Genomic DNA, 17,974 nt, shown 5'->3' with positions numbered 1-17,974 from the left:
CCTGCACTCTCGCACTGGTGTTCGGTAGTGAACAACCGGGGGCGTGGGTAAGGAGGAGCCTCCGCCGGTGACCTTTCGGGGCGTTCCGGCGAGGATGGTTAGATGCCCAGGAGAGTTTACGGCTCTCGGAGGAGGACTGATGGAGCTGTCGCTGGCGACCCGCACGGTGGGGGAGCACACGGTGCTCGAGGTCGGCGGTGAGGTGGACGTCTACACCGCACCCCGGCTGCGCGAACGGCTCCTGGAGCTGATCGACGGTGGCGCCCGGCAGGTCGTCGTCGACCTCGGCCGGGTCGACTTCCTCGACTCCACCGGCCTGGGCGTGCTGGTCGGCGCCTTGAAGCGGCTCCGCTCCGCCGGCGGTTCCTTCGCGCTGGTCTGCGACAAGGAGCCGCTGCTCAAGATCTTCCGGATCACCGCGCTGGACCAGGTCTTCCCCTTGCATCCGACGGTCGACGCGGCGATCGCCGCGGACCCCACCGCGTGATGGCGACGGTCCGGCTCTCCTTCTCGCCGGCTCCGGTGCACGTGCGCACCGCGCGTCTGGTCGGCGTCGCGGTGGCCCGCCGGGCCGGGGTGCGCGAGGACCTGCTCGACGAGGTCCGGCTGGCGATCGGTGAGGCGTGCACGCGGGCGGTCGCCCTGCACCGGCAGTACGGCCTGGCCGATCCGGTGCTGGTGGAAATGTCCGACTCTGGGGTGTACGCGGTCCGGGTGGTGGACCGGGCGCCGATCGAGGCCGGCATCGGCCTGGCCAAACTCGACGCGGACGACCTGGCCAACGAGTCGCTCACCGACGAGGCGCTCACCACCGGTGTGGGGTTCGCCCTGCTCGCCGGCTTCGTGGAGGACCTCCAGGTCCGCCCGGTCGACGAGGGCGTCGGGACCGAGGTCCGGATGGTGTGGCCGGTCGGCCGCTGACCGTCATTCTTCGCCGACGAGGCCGTGACCCCGCGTGGGTCGCGGCCTCGTCGCGCTGCTGGGCCCCTATATCAGATTTTTCCTCATAACACAGTTACGAAGATCATCCGGACATGGTCTCCCCCGCATGTGACCTCCAACACTGCGCAGGGCTACAGTACCGGGGTTGTCAGCAAGTGATCCTTCCCGCAACCAGCGGGTATGTGCGTTCATCGCTGGTCTGCGTCGGGTCGGAGCGCTTGCGCAACCGCATCCAGGCGCCGGGTCAGTACGTCCGCTGGCCGGCGCGACAGTGTTCGGTACAGGAGGACATAGATGTCCGGGACCTTGGCCGCCCCCGAGGGCGGCGCGCTGTCCCTTACCGGAGCAAACCTGACGTACGTCGTCATCGCCGCGGTGCTCGCGCTGGTGGCACTCGTCTTCGCCGCCGCCTTGACCAAGGCCGTGCTGGCAGCCGGTAAGGGCACCACCAACATGCAGGAGATCTCCGGCGCGGTGCAGGAGGGCGCCTCGGCCTACCTGCTCCGGCAGTTCAGGACGCTGGCGATCTTCGTGGTCATCGCCGTCGTGCTGCTGTTCCTGCTGCCGGTGCACGACACCGACGGCGGCGAGCTCGGGGTGAAGATCGGCCGATCTGCCTTCTTCGTGGTGGGGGCACTGTTCAGCGCGTCCATCGGCGGCGCCGGCATGTGGCTGGCCACCCGCGCCAACCTGCGGGTCGCCGCCGCCGCGCGGGAGGCGCAGGGCGGCCGCGAGACCGCCATGAAGATCGCCTTCCGGACCGGTGGCGTGGTCGGCTTCCTCACCGTCGGCCTCGGCCTCTTCGGCGCCGCGCTGGTCGTCCTCATCTACCGGGGCGACGCCCCCACCGTGCTGGAGGGCTTCGGCTTCGGCGCCGCGCTGCTCGCGATGTTCATGCGGGTCGGCGGCGGCATCTTCACCAAGGCCGCCGACGTCGGCGCCGACCTGGTCGGCAAGGTCGAGCAGGGCATCCCCGAGGACGACCCGCGCAACGCCGCCACCATCGCCGACAACGTGGGCGACAACGTCGGCGACTGCGCTGGCATGGCCGCCGACCTCTTCGAGTCGTACGCGGTCACCCTGGTCGCCGCGCTGATCCTCGGCCGGGCCGCGTTCGGCGAGGACGGCCTGGTCTTCCCGCTGATCATCTCCACCATCGGCGTGCTGGTCGCCATCATCGGCGTCTTCATCACCCGGCTCCGCCCCTCCGACCGCAACGGCCTGACCGCCATCAACCGGGCCTTCTACCTCTCCGCGGTGATCTCCGCGGTGCTGGTCGGCATCGCCGCCTACCTCTACCTCCCGGCCACCTTCGGCGAGTTGGAGGGCGGGCTCACCGACGTCGACCGGAACCCGCGGCTGGTGGCCATCGGCGCGGTCGTGATCGGCATCCTGCTGGCCGCCGCCATCCAGGCGTTGACCGGCTACTTCACCGAGACCAACCGGCGGCCGGTGCAGGACATCGGCAAGAGCTCGCAGACCGGCGCGGCCACCGTCATCCTCGCCGGCATCAGCGTCGGCCTGGAGTCGGCGGTCTACTCGGCGCTGCTGATCGGCGCCGGCGTCTTCGGCGCGTTCCTGCTCGGCGGCAGCTCCATCACGCTCTCGCTCTTCGCGGTCGCGCTGGCCGGCACCGGCCTGCTCACCACCGTCGGCGTGATCGTCGCGATGGACACCTTCGGCCCGATCTCCGACAACGCCCAGGGCATCGCGGAGATGTCCGGCGACATCGACGAGAACGGCGCGCGGATCCTCACCGAGCTGGACGCGGTCGGCAACACCACCAAGGCGATCACCAAGGGCATCGCGATCGCCACGGCCGTGCTCGCCGCCACCGCGCTCTTCGGGTCGTACACCGACACGCTGCGCAGCTCGTACGAGGACGCGGGTGTGGGCGACGCCGCGGCCGAGATCCTGAACGCGCTGAACGTGGCCAACCCGCGCAACCTGGTCGGCCTGATCATCGGCGCGGCGGTCGTCTTCCTCTTCTCCGGTCTGGCCATCAACGCGGTCTCCCGCTCGGCCGGCGCGGTGGTGATGGAGGTGCGTCGGCAGTTCCGCGAGATGCCCGGGATCATGGACCGCACCCAGCGCCCCGAGTACGGCAAGGTCGTCGACATCTGCACCCGGGACGCGCAGCGCGAGCTGATGACCCCCGGTCTGCTGGCCATCCTCGCGCCGATCGCGGTCGGCTTCGGTCTCGGGCCCGGCGCGCTGGCGTCGTACCTGGCCGGGGCGATCGGGGCCGGCACGCTGATGGCGGTCTTCCTGGCCAACTCCGGTGGCGCCTGGGACAACGCCAAGAAGCTGGTCGAGGACGGCGCGTACGGCGGCAAGGGCTCCGAGTCGCACGCCGCGACGGTCATCGGCGACACCGTCGGCGACCCGTTCAAGGACACCGCCGGCCCGGCGATCAACCCGCTGATCAAGGTGATGAACCTGGTCTCGCTGCTGATCGCGCCGGCCGTGGTGGCCTGGAGCGTGGGCGACGACCGGAACACCCCGCTGCGGATCACCATCGCGCTGGTCGCGGCGCTGATCGTGGTCGCCGCGGTGGTGTTCAGCAAGCGCAAGGGCATCGCGATGTCCGACTCCGGCGACGGCGGAACCGGGGCGGGCAGCCCGGACCAGCACGCGGAGACGGTCAACGTCTGAGTGCGGCACCCCGGGTCCCCGGTCGGCGCGACGCCGGCCGGGGACCCGTCCGCCCTGCTGCGGCCGTCCGGCTGACCGGTGGCGCATTCACCGGGAGGCCGTACGCTGCTTCGCATGCGTACGTGCCGGGCGAGTGCCGCCGGAAAGCTCACGGTGGTCCTGGCCACGCTCGTGCTCGTCGTCTCCGGCTGCGGTGGCGGGCCCAGCCCACGGGCCTGGGCCGCCTCGGTCTGTGAGGCGCTCACCCCTTGGCGCGCCGAGATCAACAAGCTGACCAGCAGCACCCATCAGCAGATGACCGCGCAGACCACACCGGCGCAGGCGAAGGAGAACCTGGTGCGGCTCTTCGCCGGCGCGGAGGACGCCAGCGAGGACGCCCGCCGCCGCATCTCCGACGCCGGCGTGCCGGAGACCGACCACGGCGACGAGATCTCCCGTGGCTTCCGCACCTCGCTGGAGAAGATCCGGGACGCCTACGGCCGGGCCCGGGACACCATCGACAGGCTCGGCACCGCGCAGCCCACCGCCTTCTACGACGGCGTCCAGGCCGCCGTGGACACCCTCAACAAGGAGTACGACGCGAGCGCGCTGGACACCAGCCGGCTCAATTCGGAAGAGCTCAAACAGGCCTTCGACGAGGTCCCGGAGTGTCGCTGACCCCTCCCGACTCACCCCCCGATCCGGTGCGCCAGCTGTCGCTGTTCGGCACCGAGGCGGCGGATCCGTCCGTCGCCGACCTGGCCGGACTGCTCGCCGGGCCCGGCGGGGTGGTCCGGATGGGTCGTACCGCCCGGTTGTCGGTCGTGGTCGACGCGGCCTGGCGGGTGCACGTGCTCGTCGCCGAGCTCGCCCTGCGCGGGCTGGCCGCCAGCTGGGAGCAGACCGAGGACCAGCGGTACGCGGTGCGCACCTCGTACGTGCGCACCCTGGCCCCGCTGGCCACGGCCTGGCTGGTCGGCGAGCGCAAGCGCCCGCCCGCCGGGTTCCACCTCAACGGCCGGCGGCTGCGGCTCTGGCTGGCCGCGGCGGGCGGGGCCGACGAGGCCGGGTTCCTGCTCCGGCTCGGCGACGGCGACCAGGAGTGGTGGCCGACCGTGCGCGCCGCGCTGGCCGTGGTGGGCCTGCCGGCGGCGCTGGTCGAGGCGAACGCGGGCGGTCCGGCGTACCGGATCGGCGGCCGGCGACGGCTGGCCCGGCTCGCCGAGCTGGTCGGCGACCGCCCCACTGCCGCGCCGCGGGCCGACTGGCCGACGCCCCCGGCGTGACCTCGCCCGGCGGGTGTCCGATCGCGGACAGCCGGCGCGCCGGTCCGGCTGGAGAAACGGCCGGGGGCGCCTCGGCCGAGGGTCCGCCATCGTCACAGTGTTCCGCTCCGGGGCCTACCCACGGTGTACGGTGGCGCCGTCCGGCCGGTGCCGTCCACGTGGCGCCGGTGGCCCCAAGGCGCGGGGGGCGGATTGTCGCCCGCGAAACCCGAAAGCCGGGCGGCGCGTTACGTTGGACATCCGGGCCGCCGGCGGTCCGGGGGGCGCGACATAGCCCGAAACGGGCATCGCGACACCGCCCGAAACGGGCATGGAGCAGGAGTGAGGTCGGGGAGAGACGTGCCGAGCAACGCTGGAACCACCCGTCTGGTCATCGTCGAGTCTCCGGCGAAGGCCAAGACGATCTCGGGCTACCTCGGCCCGGGATACGTCGTGGAGGCCAGCTTCGGCCACGTCCGGGACCTCCCGCGCAACGCCGCCGACGTGCCGGCCAAGTACAAGGGTGAGCCCTGGGCCCGGCTCGGGGTGGACGTCGACAACGGCTTCCACGCCCTGTACGTGGTCTCCGCCGACCGGCGCCAGCAGATCAGCAAGCTGGTGAAGCTGGCCAAGGAGGTCGACGAGATCTTCCTGGCGACGGACGAGGACCGCGAGGGCGAGGCGATCGCCTGGCACCTGGTGGAGACGCTCAAGCCCAAGGTGCCGGTCAAGCGGATGGTCTTCCACGAGATCACCAAGCCGGCGATCCAGGCCGCGGTCGCCAACCCTCGGGAGATCGACCGGGACCTGGTCGACGCCCAGGAGGCCCGGCGCATCCTCGACCGGCTCTACGGCTACGAGGTCTCCCCGGTGCTGTGGAAGAAGGTCATGCCGAAGCTCTCGGCGGGCCGGGTGCAGTCCGTGGCGACCCGGATCGTGGTCGAGCGGGAGCGCCAGCGGATGGCCTTCCGCACCGCCGAGTACTGGGACATCCTCGCCACCCTCGCGGTGGGGAACGCCGGTGACGGGCCGCGGAGCTTCAACGCCACGCTGATCGCCCTGGGCGGCGACCGGATCGCCACCGGCAAGGACTTCGAGCCGACCACCGGTCGGGTCAGGGCCGGCGCCGGCGTGGTGCACCTCGACGAGAGCGGCGCCCGGGGGCTGGCCGCCCGCCTGGAGGGTCGGCCGTTCACCGTCACCCGGGTCGAGGAGAAGCCGTACCGCCGCCGCCCGTACGCGCCGTTCATCACCTCCACCCTCCAGCAGGAGGCGGCCCGCAAGCTGCGCCTCTCCTCGCAGCAGACGATGCGCACCGCGCAGCGGCTCTACGAGAACGGCTACATCACCTACATGCGTACCGACTCGGTGAACCTGTCGGAGACCGCCATCGCGGCGGCCCGCCGGCAGATCGTCGAGCTGTACGGCGAGCGCAGCGTGCCGCCGGAGCCGCGCCGGTACACCGGCAAGGTGAAGAACGCGCAGGAGGCGCACGAGGCGATCCGCCCGGCGGGGGACAACTTCCGCACCCCGGGTGAGGTGGCCAAGGAGCTGTCGGCCGAGGAGTTCAGGCTCTACGAGCTGATTTGGCGGCGCACCATCGCCTCGCAGATGACCGACGCGGTCGGCTCCAGCGTCTCGGTGCGCATCCGCGCCGTCTCCTCCGCCCAGGAGGAGGCCGACTTCGGCGCGACCGGCAAGACCATCACCGACCCCGGCTTCCTGCGGGCGTACGTCGAGTCGAGCGACGACGAGAACGCCGAGGCCGAGGACGCCGAGCGCCGGCTGCCCACCCTGGTCAAGGACCAGCCGCTGACCGCCGACGAGCTGGCCGCGCAGGGGCACCACACCCAGCCGCCGTCGCGCTACACGGAGGCGTCGCTGGTCAAGGCCCTGGAGGAGCTGGGCATCGGCCGCCCGTCGACGTACGCGTCGATCATGCAGACCATCCAGGACCGCGGGTACGTCTTCAAGCGCGGCCAGGCGATGATCCCGTCGTTCCTGGCGTTCGCCGTGATCGGGCTGATGGAGCGGCACTACCCGCGCCTGATCGACTACGACTTCACCGCCAGCATGGAGAACGAGCTGGACGAGATCGCCGGCGGCGAACACGCCTCGGTCGACTTCCTCACCTCCTTCTACTTCGGCAGCACCAACGGCACCGGCGACCAGGCCATCGCCCACGCCGGTGGCCTGAAGAAGCTGGTCACCGAGAACATCACCGACATCGACGCCCGCAGCATCAACTCGATCCCGCTCTTCACCGACGACGAGGGTCGCGAGATCGTGGTCCGGGTCGGCCGGTTCGGGCCGTACCTCCAGCGGGCGCTCCCCGGCGAGCAGCCGGCGCCGAAGGTCGAGGGCGAGGAGGGCGGCGGTCAGGGCGACCGGGCGCCGATCCCGGAGGGGCTGGCGCCCGACGAGCTGACCCCGGAGAAGGTGCAGGAGCTCTTCCTGGGCGGCGGCGGCGAGCGCAAGCTCGGTGACGACCCGACCACCGGCGAGCCGATCCTGCTCAAGTCCGGCCGGTTCGGCCCGTACGTGGCCAGCGGCGAGCGGAAGTCCTCGCTGCTCCGTTCGCAGTCGCCGGACTCGCTCACCCTTGACGAGGCGTTGAAGCTGCTCAGCCTGCCCCGGGTGATCGGCACCGACGCCGACGGCAACGAGGTCGTCGCCAACAACGGCCGCTACGGGCCGTACGTCAAGCGTGGTGACGAGTTCCGTTCGCTGGACTCGGAAGACAAGATGTTCACCGTCACGCTGGACGAGGCGGTGGCCCTGCTGGCCGCCCCGAAGGCCCGCCAGCGGCGTGCCGCCGCCCCGCCGCTGCGGGAGATGGGCGTGGACCCGCTGACCGAGAAGCCGCTGGTGATCAAGGACGGCCGGTTCGGGCCGTACGTCACCGACGGGGAGTTCAACGCGTCGCTGCGCCGGGGCCAGACGCCGGAGGAGCTGACCATCGAGCAGGCCTCCGAGATGCTGGCCGAGAAGCGGGCGAAGGGTCCGGCACCCAAGAAGGCCGCCGCGAAGAAGGCGGCCCCGGCGAAGAAGGCCACGGCGGCGAAGAAGGCCACGGCGGCGAAGAAGACGACGGCGGCGAAGAAGACCACGGCGGCGAAGAAGACGACGGCGGCGAAGACCACGGACACCGCGGCGAAGAAGGCGCCGGCCCGCAAGGCTGCCCCCAGGAAGGCCACGGCAAACGCCGACGGAGAGTGAGTCGCCGCACAGCGGGGGCTCACGTTCGGCGTGCCATGACCTAGTCTGTCGCGGTGTCGAAAGCGGGGAGTGCGGGCGGCGGCAGTCCGGCGAAGGTGGCGGGCATCGTCGCCCTCGTCGTGGCGGTGCTCGCCGGAGCGGGGCTGATCGTCTGGCGTACCGGCTGGATGCGGGGCGACGCGATCGGTGACGTGCCGGGCATCGGCGCGGGCGCACCGGTCGCCGGGGCCGGGCCGGTGGCGACCCCGGCCGACCCGAAGGTGCGGCGGGACTCCTCCGGCCGCCGGCTGTTCACCATCCTGGGCGCCGGTGACGTGCTGGTGCACCCGGAGCTGACCAGCCAGGCCCGCCGGGACGCCGCCCGCTCCGGGCGCCCCGGCTCGCTCGACTTCAACCCGCTGTTCCAGCAGGCGCGCCCCGCGGTCTCCGGCGCCGACCTGGCGATCTGCCACCTGGAGACCCCGCTGGCCAAGCCGGACGGGCCGTTCGTCGGCTTTCCGAAGTTCAGCGTCCCCCCGCAGGTGGTGGACGCGATCCGGGGCACCGGCTTCGACGTCTGCTCGACGGCCTCCAACCACACCATCGACCAGGGCGAGGCGGGGGTGAACCGCACCCTGGCCGCGCTGGACGCCGCGAAGATCGGGCACACCGGCAGCGCGCGTACCCAGAAGGAGGCGCTCACCCCGCGCATCTACACCAAGAACGGGGTACGGGTCGGGCACCTGGCGTACGCCCTGCACTTCAACGGCCTCCAGCGGCCGGCGGGCAAGGACTGGATCGCCAACCTGATCGAGCCGGCGAAGATCCTCGCCGCGGCGCGGAAGCTGCGGGCCGCCGGCGCGGAGATCGTGGTGCTGAGCCTGCACTGGGGCACCGAGTACGAGAACCTGCCGGACGCCAAGCAGGAGGAGTGGTCGAAGCCGCTGATCGCGTCCCCGGACATCGACCTGATCCTGGGCCACCACGCGCATGTGGTGCAGCCGATCGAGAAGGTCGGTCAGAAGTGGATCGCCTACGGGATGGGCAACCAGGTCGCCCGGCACCTCGAGCCGGTCTTCGCCAACCGGGAGGGGGTGATGAGCCGGTTCACCTTCACCGAGATCGCCAAGGGGAAGTGGCGGGTCACCCTGGCCGAGGCCATCCCTACCTGGATGGACCTCAATCCGGACATCCGGTTGGTGGACCTGCCGGCGGCGCTGGCGGACCCGGCGACCCCGGCGAATCGCCGGGTGATCTACCAGGCCGCCGAGGACCGCATCCGGGGGCACCTGTTGGCGCGGGGTGGGGCATCGAACGGTCTCAAGGTGCTCGGCCCGGTCAGCAAGGCGGCTACGCCGAACGGGTAAATCACAGGAGTGAACTCCGCAATTCGACTGATAGGTGACCAATCGCCCTGTCCAGCGAGGGGCGAGCCTTGTTAACCTCGCACGCTGGCTGGGCCACGGGGAGGAACGGGTACATGGGTGACCACGGTCTGATGCGGACCGGCGGATGACCTTCACGCCACAGGCGGGTCGGACGAATGTCCGCCGGCCGGGTGGCGAGCGGGCGGAACTCGCCCGCTGGCGCCTGATCAGCCTGGAGAAGCAGCTTCCGCAGCCGCGCCTGCTGTCCGCGGTGGGTACGCCGGCACTGGTGGCCGCGCTGCTGCTCACCCTGCTCGCCATCTTCGCCTTCGCCTACCTGAGTCGGACCAGCCCGGCCGGCGTGCCACGAGCCGTGGCCGAGTCGCAGCGGCAGTTCGTCAGCGAGATCTCCCGCGGCCTGAACAACTCGGTCGGCCGCAGCCGGGAGGAACTGGCGCGCACGGTGGCCGCCTACAACGATCGGCCGGACCGGGCCGCCGCGCAGTTGGCGGCGCTGACCAAGGACCAGACGAAGTGGCGGGGCGTCGGCGTCTTCGAGGCGGACGGAAATTCCGGCGTGGCCACCGTCGGTCAGCCGGTCACCCTGCCGGCCGGCGTCGCCCCCGGGCGGGCCGCGGTGCCGGTGGTCGAGGGCAACGATCCCCGGCTGCTCCTGGTCGAGCCGCTGGCCGACGGCCGGCTGCTCGTCGCCGAGCTCGACCTGCACATCCGTACCCTCCGACTGGACCCGAAGTCGAAGCAGGGCGTCCTGATCGCCGTGCCGGGCGGCGGCCGCGCCCTGGCCCAGGGCTCGCCGATCCAGGCCGACCCCGCGCTGGACGGTCTGATCGCCGGGGCGGTCGGCGCGACCTCCGGCGAGCCCACCGCCACCCGCACCGGCGCGGCGGCCGCGCCCGCCACGGACAAGGGCCCGGCCACGCCGGTGGCCCCGCTGGTCACCGCGGACGCCGTCGGCAAGCTCGGCTTCGCCGTCGTCTCCCTGGTGTACGTCCCGGTCACCGACGCCGCGGTCACCCGGGAACCCCTGCTCGCAGCGCTCGCCCTGCTGGTGGCCGCCGTAGCGGTGCTGCTGATCCTCCAGTTCGGCCTGGTCCGGCCGGTACGGCTGCTCCTCGCCCACGCCAAGGCGGTGGCCTCCGGCAACTCGACGGGTGGGCCGCCGCGGACCGCGAACGCCCAGGTCAACCGGATCGCCTCGGCGCTGACCACGCTCGCCGCCCGGCAGGATGGCGCGGCGGCGCAGCGGGACTCCGGCACCGGTGGCGTCCCGGCGGGCGCGGCGGTCGTCGCGGCCGTCGTCGCCGTACTGCTGGCCGCCGGCGGGATCATGGCGACCCTCGTGCCCAGCGAGCAGGACCTTCCGGGCCAGGTGGTCCGGGACTCGGAGAACCAGGTCGGCGCCGTGGCCGGGGCGGTCGGCGACACCCTGGACGGCGGGTACGCCAAGCTCGCCCTGCTCGGCCGGGACAACGGCAAGGCCGGCACCGAGCAGATGCGCCGAGTGCTGGACCGCCTGCTCGATGAGAACAACCGATTCCGCAGCGGCTACCTCGTGTCGGCGGACGGCAGCGTGATCACCAGCGTCGGCCGGGAGCCGCTGCGGCCCAACGGTCCGGTGCCCGGCGAGGGCGGCGTGGTGCTGCACGACGTGCAGGGCCGGCTGCCGATCGTCTACGCGTACACCCTGCTGGCGGATGGGCGGTCGCTGGTCGCCGAGTTCGACCTGCGCTACCTGACCCGGCTCCTGGAGCGGATGGACGGGCGGCTGCGAGTGCTCGACGTGGACCAGCGGGACATTCTCGACTCGGGCGGCTATCTCGCCTTTGAGCAGATCTCCACCCCGCAGATACGGACCGCGGCGGCCCAGGCGCTCACCGGCAAGCCGTACGCCCAGGTCACCGAGGTCGACGGTGACCGCAAGCTGCTGATCGCCGCGCCGGTCGCGCTGGAGGGGTCGGCGGCGCAACTGGAATGGACGGTGGTGGCCGAGCGCCCGGTCACCGACTACGCGCTGCCCGGCAACGAACTGCGCCAGGGCGGGCTGCTCGTGGTGGTCGTCGCGGTGGGCATCGGGCTGCTGCTGTTCAGCTGGTACTACTTCTTCCAGCTCCGGCCGCTGCGCAACCTGTCCCGGGAGGCGACCGCCCTGGCCGGCGGGGACACCACCCGGGTGATCTCGCCGCGCTGGCACGACGACATCGGCGCGGTGGCGGTCTGCATGGAGGTGTGCCGCCAGGCGGCGGTCCACGGCGAGCAGCGGCTGGGCGGCGCGGCGCGGCTGCGCGGCACCGAAGGCATGCCCACCGCGATCATGACGAAGGTCCCGGAGCGGCGGAAGACTGGCGGCCGCGGCGGCCGGTCGTCGCGGAGGGGTGACTGAAGTGCTCTTCCTCTACCTGGTGTTCCTCCTCGCCTGCCTGGGGTTGCTGGTGGGCGGCATCATCGAGCAGCGCAACCACCACCGCAGCCTGCACAGCATCCCGCAGCGGGTGCTGGTAAACGGCATCCGCGGCAAGAGCTCGATCACCCGGCTCACCGCCGGCGCGCTGCGCGGCGGCAAGCTGGTCGTGGTGGCCAAGACGACCGGCACGGCGGCCCGGTTCATCTTCCCGGACGCCAGCGAGGAGCCGGTCTACCGGAAGTTCGGCATCGCCAACGTGGTCGAGCAGATCGGCATCGTCCGGCGGGCCGCCTCGTACTACCCGGACGCGCTGGTGATCGAGTGCATGGCGGTCATGCCGCCGTTGCAGGAGCTCAACCAGACCAAGCTGATCCAGTCCACCATCGGCATCCTGTGCAACGTCCGGGAGGACCACCTCGCCGAGATGGGGCCGACGCTGGACGACGTGGCCCGCTCGCTGAGCCGGTCCATGCCGGTGGGCGGCGTCTGCGTCACTGCGGAGAAGGACCGGCTGCACATCCTCCAGGAGGAGGCCGACAAGCGGTCCTGCAAGCTCATCGCGGTCGACCCCGAGTCGGTCGCCGACGAGGAGATGAAGGGCTTCACCTGGACCACGTTCAAGGAGAACGTGGCCATCGCCCTCAAGGTGGCCGAGCTGCTCGGGGTGCCCCGGAAGGCCGCGCTGACCGGCATGTGGACCGCCCCGCCGGACCCGGGCGTGCTCAGCGTCGAGGAGTACCGCAGGGGCGAGAAGTCGCTGCGCTTCGCGAACATCTTCGCCGCCAACGACCCCGAGTCGACCTTCATGAACATCCAGCAGCTGGAGGAGCAGGGGTCCATCCCGCGCCCGCTGCACGTACTGATCAACTGCCGGCCGGACCGGGTCGAGCGGAACGGTCAGATGGGTTCGCTGATCTCCCGGATCGACCCCGACAAGATCGTCCTGATCGGCGAGCCGACCCGGAGCGCCCGCGCCAAGATCGACGACAAGTGGCAGGATCGGGTGGTCGACCTGGGCGGCAAGATCGGCGCCCAGGAGCTGCTCGACGGCGTGCTCGACAGCATCGACGGCTTCGCCTCGGTGCTGGCGATCGGCAACATCCACGGCCAGGGCGAGATCCTGCTCGCCCAGCTCGGTGGCCTGGAGCGTCCCACGCCCCAGGACCGGGCCGCACCACCCGCCCGGCCCGCGACGCCGGAGCCGGTACGCGCCGACCGGCCCGCCGGCCCGTCCCGCGGCGGGCAGTACGGCGCACCAGCCCGTAACGGCGCGCCCCACGGTGGCCCGGTGTCGGGCGGCGCGTACGGCGCGCCCCATGGTGTCCCGGTGTCGGGCGGTACGTACGGCGCGCCCGCCCGCACCGGCACCCCGCAAGGGCCCACCTACGGCGCGCCCTACGGCGGCGCGGCGCCCTACGGTGGCCCGCCCGGGAACACGCCGCCCCGCGTCCCGGCCCGACCCGGCGACCCGGCGAGCCGGCCGTACGACGTGCCGGACCGATACGCCGCGCTCGCCCCCGAGTCGCTGGACCGGTACAGCGCCCTGTCCCCGGAGCAGCTGGACCCGTATGGCGCCCCTGCGCAGGAACCGCCGACTCGCCAAGGCGCCCCGGCGCAGGAACCGCCGACCAGGCACGGCCGGCCGGCGCAGGAGTGGCCGGCCCAGGCCACGCCGCCCCACGGCGCGCCCTACGGCGGCCGGACCCGCCGTGACGCCCCGGCGTCCGACGAAACGCGGCCGTCCCCCGAGGCGCCCTGGTCCTACGACGCCCGGCCGCCCTACGGCCCCGGTCCGGCGCAGGACGCCCGTCCGTCGTACGGCGCTCCGGACCAGTACGAGGGCCCCGCCCGGCCTGCCGGGCAGTACGGTCCGCCGCCGCGCGTGCCGTGGCAGGCGCCGCCGCCGCAGGATCCCGAGCCGCGGCAGGCGCCGCCGCAGGGTCCCGGGCCGCAGTCGGCTCCGCCACGGCGGCCGGTCCCGCCGTCCTACGGTCCGCCGCCGGAGCAGGCGCAGCCGCCCGGGTACGACGCCGACCGGACCATGCCCGCCCATGGCATCGTCCGGGGTCGGGGACCGGCCCGGCCGCCCGCCCCCGGATCCGAGCGGCCCGATCCCGATCCCTATCCGCACCCGTCGCAGCGGCGGCCGTCCGTCTACCGGAGTTCCCAATGATCAACGGAGAGCTGACGCCCGAGCTGTCGACGCTCTGCCTGGGTGTCGGGCTGGTGCTCGCGCTTGCTTGCTACCTCACCACCAACCTCTCCCCGGGTGGCATGATCACGCCCGGCTGGATGGCGCTGGCCCTGGTCGAGGAGTACCGGCAGGTGGCGGTGATCATCGTGATGACCGGGGTCACCTGGGCCCTGACCAAGGTCATGCAGCGGGTGGTCATCCTCTACGGCAAGCGGCTGTTCGCGGCGATCGTGCTGCTCAGCGTGCTGCTCCAGACCACCCTCTTCCTGATCATCCAGCAGGACTTCCCGCTCCTCTTCTCGCACCAGACCCTCGGATTCGTGGCGCCCGGCCTGATCGCGTACCAGTTGGTCCGCCAGCCGCCGGTGGCGACGATGCTGGCCACCGGCGCAGTCTCCGTGGGTTCGTACCTGATCATCGTCAGCGGCATCCTGGCCGGCCTGGTGCCGGTGAGCTGACGAGCCCGAGTCGACCGGCACCGACCGAGCCAGGAAGCAGGCAACCACCGTGTCGCAGTCACAGAGCAGCAAGTGGATCTGGGCGACGCTGGCTGTCGTCCTGATCGCCGCCGGTGTGATCGTCGCCGTGGCGATCCGCCCCGACCAGTCCTCCTCGATCGCCGCGCCGGTCCTGGAGGTCGGCAAGTCCGGCCCGGTGTCGGTCGACTCCGCCGAGCTGTCCTACACCCGGCTGACCAAGCCGGCCCGTACCCAGGTCCGGGACGGCGCCGGCCGGGTGCTGGCGGTATTCACCGACAACGCCCGCACGGTACGGATCTCCGGCCCGGAACGGACCTTCACCGAGCCCCGGTTCACCAGGTCGTCGGTGACCACCGACGCCTGGATCCGGCTCGCCCCGACGCCGTGGAAGGCCGGGGCGGAGAAGGCGGCCTGGTTCCGGCCGTGGCTGAACAAGGCGGTGCAGGACCGCAGCCAGGACGCCCTCTCCATCGCGATGGACTACCTGGACGGCGCGCCCGGCAGGAAGGACGCCAAGGGACGCCAGTACGCGGGGGACGCCTCGTTCGGTCCGCTCTCGTCCGTCGACCCGGACGGTCGCGCGGAGAACTCCGACTTCTATGACTACCTGGGCATGGAGTGGGACTTCCCGGACGGCAAGCACGAGCGGCCGGCCAAGGACCACTTCCGCAGCCTGGACTGCTCCGGCTTCATCCGGATGGTCTACGGCTACCGGATGAAGTACCCGCTGCGCGGCACCAACACCAAGGGTGCGGGGCTGCCGCGCCGGGCGTTCGCGATCGCCAGCTTCGGCCCGGGCGCGCTGCTGATCCCGAACACCGGCCGCGCCGCCCGGGACTACGGCGTCCTCCAGGAGGGCGACCTGGTCTTCTTCAACCACGGGGTGAACGCCGGCCCGAGCATCGAGCACTCCGGCATCTACCTCGGCGTCGACGACACCGGCCACCACCGGTTCTTCTCCAGCCGGGTGAAGGCGGACGGCCCGACGTTCGGTGACTTCGGCGGCGAGTCGCTGCTGGACGGGCCGGGTTACTGGTCGGGCCGGTTCCTCGCCGCTCGCCGGATCTGACGCGGACCGGGTCGGGTCGCTCCGGCGGCCCGACCCGACCGGTCGGCACGGGAACGCGAGGGCCGGCCGGCGTCAGTCGCGGGGGAGGTCGGCGGCGGCCAGCGCCTCCACCAGGTCCGCCCGGCGGTCCTCGTCGCGGCGTACCGCCCAGGTGATCTCCAGGTGGATGAAGACCGCGCCCTGCTTGCGGGCCTCTTCGGCCTGGGTGTTGGTGGTGCCCTCCAGTTGACCGCACCTGGTGGACCAGGCGCGGCAGGTGACGAAGCCGGCGTCGGCCAGCGCGTCGGCGGTCCGGCGCAGGGCGGGGTTCGACCGCTTCTGCCCGTTGGAGACCACCACCTCCTCGTCGGGGAGGCTCTGCTCGGCGAAGCCGTGCAGCTGGATCTGGTTGATCTTGTTGCGGGCGAATCGGTCGCTGACCAGTTGGAACAGGCCGTCCGAGTTGTGCGCGGCGTCGGCCTTCTGGTCGCCGGCCCGGCGGTGCGCTCCGGCGACCAGCATGATGCTGCCGGGCACCGCCCGGAACAGCCGCAGCCCGATGTCCTCGGTGTGCAGGTCGGAGTTGGGGTGCGGCACCTCGACGGCGAGCTCCACCGGCTGGGACAGATCCACCATGATCAGACCCCAGGCGCGTTCCCCGCCGGCCTCGGTGGTGAACAGCGCGTAGTCCCGGCCGGTCTGCGGGTCCCGGCCCCGGCTGGCGGTGAAGCCCAGGTCGACCAGGACGCCGGTCGCCTCGTCCAGCCCCGACCGCCCGTCCAGCAGCAGCGTGACCGCCTTGCGCGCGGCGCGGCGCTCGTCGGCGTTCGGGTCCCGGTACGGCGCGGTGGGCTTGAGCCGGCTGACGAAGTCGGTCACCACCGCGCCCGGGTCGGCGGAGGCGGGCGGAGCGGCGGTGGGCGCGCCGGCCGAACTCTCGCACGCGGCGAGGGCCAGCGACAGGGTCGCGCAGAGGGCGACGAGGCCGATGCGGGACGCGCGGGTTCGGTACATCGTCAGGCAGGTTACCGTGCCCGCCCCGGCCGCTGCGGGCCCGTACTTCGAGCGCAGTGACGAGTTCCGTTCGCTGGACTCGGAAGACAAGATGTTCGCCGTCACGCTGGACGAGGCGGTGGTCCTGCTGGCGCGCCTCCGGGAGGCGCTCACTCCGCGCATCTACACCCGGGAGGGGTACGGGCCGGTCGCCTCTCCGGCTGCCACGAGTGGGTGGGCCGGGCTGCCGAACCTCGTCCGGCAGTTGGCCGCGGGACCGGGGGACGGAACGGCATCCTGCTTTCGTGGCATCCTGACGGGCGTGGAGCCGGTCCGGCGAGCCCGGGTCGACCGCGACGACCGAGCAGAGAGAAGCGGGCAGGCGCCGTGTCGCAGAGCAGAAAGTGGACGTGGGCGGCGTTGGCCGTCGCCCTGGTCGCCGCAGGTGTGGTCGTGGACGCGGTCAGCCGTCCCGACGACTCCAACTCGATCGCCGCGCCGGTCGTGGAGGCCGGCCGGCCCGGCCCGGTGTCGGCCGACTCCGCCGAGCTGACGTACACCCGGCTCGCCGGACCGGACCGTACCCAGGTCCGCGACGCTTCCGGCCGGGTGCTGGCGGTGTTCACCGACGGCGCCCGTACGGTGCGGATCTCCGGCCCCCGGCGCACCTTCACCGACCCGCGCTTCACCAGGGCGTCGGTCACCACCGACGCCTGGATCCGGCTGGCTCCGCGGACCTGGCGGGAGGGGTCGGAGAAGGCTCCGTGGTTCCGGCCGTGGCTGGACGGGGCGCTGCGCAACCTCGGCCGGGACGCCCTCGCCATCTCGATGGACTACCTGGACGGCGTGCCGAGCCGCACCGACCCGAAGGGGCGGCGGTTCGCCGGGGACGCCTCCTTCGGGCCGCTCGACGCCGCCGACCCGGACGGCCGGGCGGAGGACTCGGACTTCCACGACTACCTGGGCGTGGAGTGGGACTTCCCGGACAGCGGGCCCGAGCGTCCGGCCGCGGGCCGCCTCGGCAGCCTCGACTCCTCCGGTCTCATCCGGATGGTCTACGGCCACCGGATGGGGTGCCTGTTGCGCGGCACCGACACCAGGGGGCCCGGGCTGCCGCGTCACGCGTTCGCGATCGCCGGCTTCGGCCCCGGCGCCGTGCTCGTCCCGAACACCGGCCGGGCGGTCCGCGACTACGGCGTCCTCCAGGAGGGCGACCTGGTCTTCTTCAACGACGGCGGGTCCGCCGGCACGGCCATCACGCGGTCGGGCATCTACCTCGGCGTCGACGACACCGGTCACCACCGGTTCCTCTCCAGCCAGGCGAAGGCGGACGGCCCGACCTTCGGCGGCGACTCGGTGCTGGACGGGTCGGTCTGGTCGGGCCGGTTCCTCACCGCCCGCCGGATCTGACGGCCGCGACCCGCACCCGCGG

Annotated in this window: 13 protein-coding genes; 12 read left to right on the top strand and 1 reads right to left on the bottom strand. The window is 72.4% G+C overall.

Annotation, left to right across the window (positions count from 1 at the left end; genetic code table 11):
• Positions 1-139: 139 nt before the first annotated feature.
• The 11 genes from AC5RWQ_RS28540 (at position 140) to AC5RWQ_RS28490 (ending at position 15,570) form a co-directional block, all read left to right on the top strand.
• Positions 140-487: an STAS domain-containing protein gene (locus AC5RWQ_RS28540; RefSeq protein ID WP_334491466.1), complete on the top strand. Its 348-nt coding sequence runs from the start codon at positions 140-142 to the stop codon at positions 485-487.
• Positions 484-921: an ATP-binding protein gene (locus AC5RWQ_RS28535; RefSeq protein WP_334491467.1), complete on the top strand. Its 438-nt coding sequence runs from the start codon at positions 484-486 to the stop codon at positions 919-921. Before AC5RWQ_RS28540 ends, AC5RWQ_RS28535 begins: the two co-directional genes overlap by 4 nt.
• A gap of 315 nt (positions 922-1,236) precedes the next feature.
• Entirely contained in the window at positions 1,237-3,597 is a 2,361-nt protein-coding gene (locus AC5RWQ_RS28530) for a sodium-translocating pyrophosphatase (RefSeq protein ID WP_494285725.1), read from the top strand.
• Positions 3,598-3,711: 114 nt separating this feature from the next.
• A complete protein-coding gene (locus AC5RWQ_RS28525) occupies positions 3,712-4,254 on the top strand; it encodes a hypothetical protein (RefSeq protein WP_494285724.1) in 543 nt (180 codons plus the stop codon).
• Positions 4,245-4,862: a hypothetical protein gene (locus AC5RWQ_RS28520; protein ID WP_494285723.1), complete on the top strand. Its 618-nt coding sequence runs from the start codon at positions 4,245-4,247 to the stop codon at positions 4,860-4,862. The genes AC5RWQ_RS28525 and AC5RWQ_RS28520 overlap by 10 nt, the downstream gene beginning before the upstream one ends.
• 339 nt (positions 4,863-5,201) lie before the next feature.
• Positions 5,202-8,060 carry a type I DNA topoisomerase gene (gene topA, locus AC5RWQ_RS28515; protein WP_494285722.1) on the top strand — a complete coding sequence of 953 codons (2,859 nt, stop codon included), beginning with the start codon at positions 5,202-5,204 and terminating at the stop codon, positions 8,058-8,060.
• A gap of 53 nt (positions 8,061-8,113) precedes the next feature.
• Complete coding sequence (locus AC5RWQ_RS28510; protein ID WP_494285721.1) at positions 8,114-9,406, top strand: CapA family protein; 1,293 nt, start codon at positions 8,114-8,116, stop codon at positions 9,404-9,406.
• Positions 9,407-9,551: 145 nt separating this feature from the next.
• Positions 9,552-11,807, top strand: a complete 2,256-nt coding sequence (locus AC5RWQ_RS28505) for a cache domain-containing protein (protein WP_494285720.1) — start codon at positions 9,552-9,554, stop codon at positions 11,805-11,807.
• Positions 11,800-14,001 (top strand): poly-gamma-glutamate synthase PgsB, encoded by a 2,202-nt coding sequence (pgsB, locus tag AC5RWQ_RS28500; RefSeq protein WP_494285719.1) that lies wholly within the window; start codon positions 11,800-11,802, stop codon positions 13,999-14,001. Before AC5RWQ_RS28505 ends, pgsB begins: the two co-directional genes overlap by 8 nt.
• The gene (locus AC5RWQ_RS28495; protein ID WP_494285718.1) at positions 13,998-14,480 is read left to right on the top strand and encodes a poly-gamma-glutamate biosynthesis protein PgsC/CapC; all 483 of its coding nucleotides are present in this window, start codon (positions 13,998-14,000) and stop codon (positions 14,478-14,480) included. Before pgsB ends, AC5RWQ_RS28495 begins: the two co-directional genes overlap by 4 nt.
• A 49-nt stretch (positions 14,481-14,529) precedes the next feature.
• Positions 14,530-15,570, top strand: coding sequence for an NlpC/P60 family protein (locus tag AC5RWQ_RS28490; protein ID WP_494285717.1), 1,041 nt, complete (start codon positions 14,530-14,532; stop codon positions 15,568-15,570).
• Between the two features lie 72 nt (positions 15,571-15,642).
• Here AC5RWQ_RS28490 and AC5RWQ_RS28485 read toward each other — a convergent pair whose 3' ends face one another.
• On the bottom strand, positions 15,643-16,563 hold the full coding sequence (locus AC5RWQ_RS28485) for a hypothetical protein (RefSeq protein ID WP_494285716.1): 921 nt from the start codon (positions 16,561-16,563) through the stop codon (positions 15,643-15,645).
• Positions 16,564-16,929: 366 nt separating this feature from the next.
• On the opposite strand from AC5RWQ_RS28485, the gene AC5RWQ_RS28480 reads away from it, so the two are divergent.
• On the top strand, positions 16,930-17,952 hold the full coding sequence (locus tag AC5RWQ_RS28480) for an NlpC/P60 family protein (RefSeq protein WP_494285715.1): 1,023 nt from the start codon (positions 16,930-16,932) through the stop codon (positions 17,950-17,952).
• The last annotated feature ends 22 nt before the right edge of the window (positions 17,953-17,974 follow it).

It is taken from the genome of Micromonospora sp. BS32, assembly GCF_059089345.1.
This window is presented reverse-complemented; position numbering and strand designations above follow the sequence as displayed.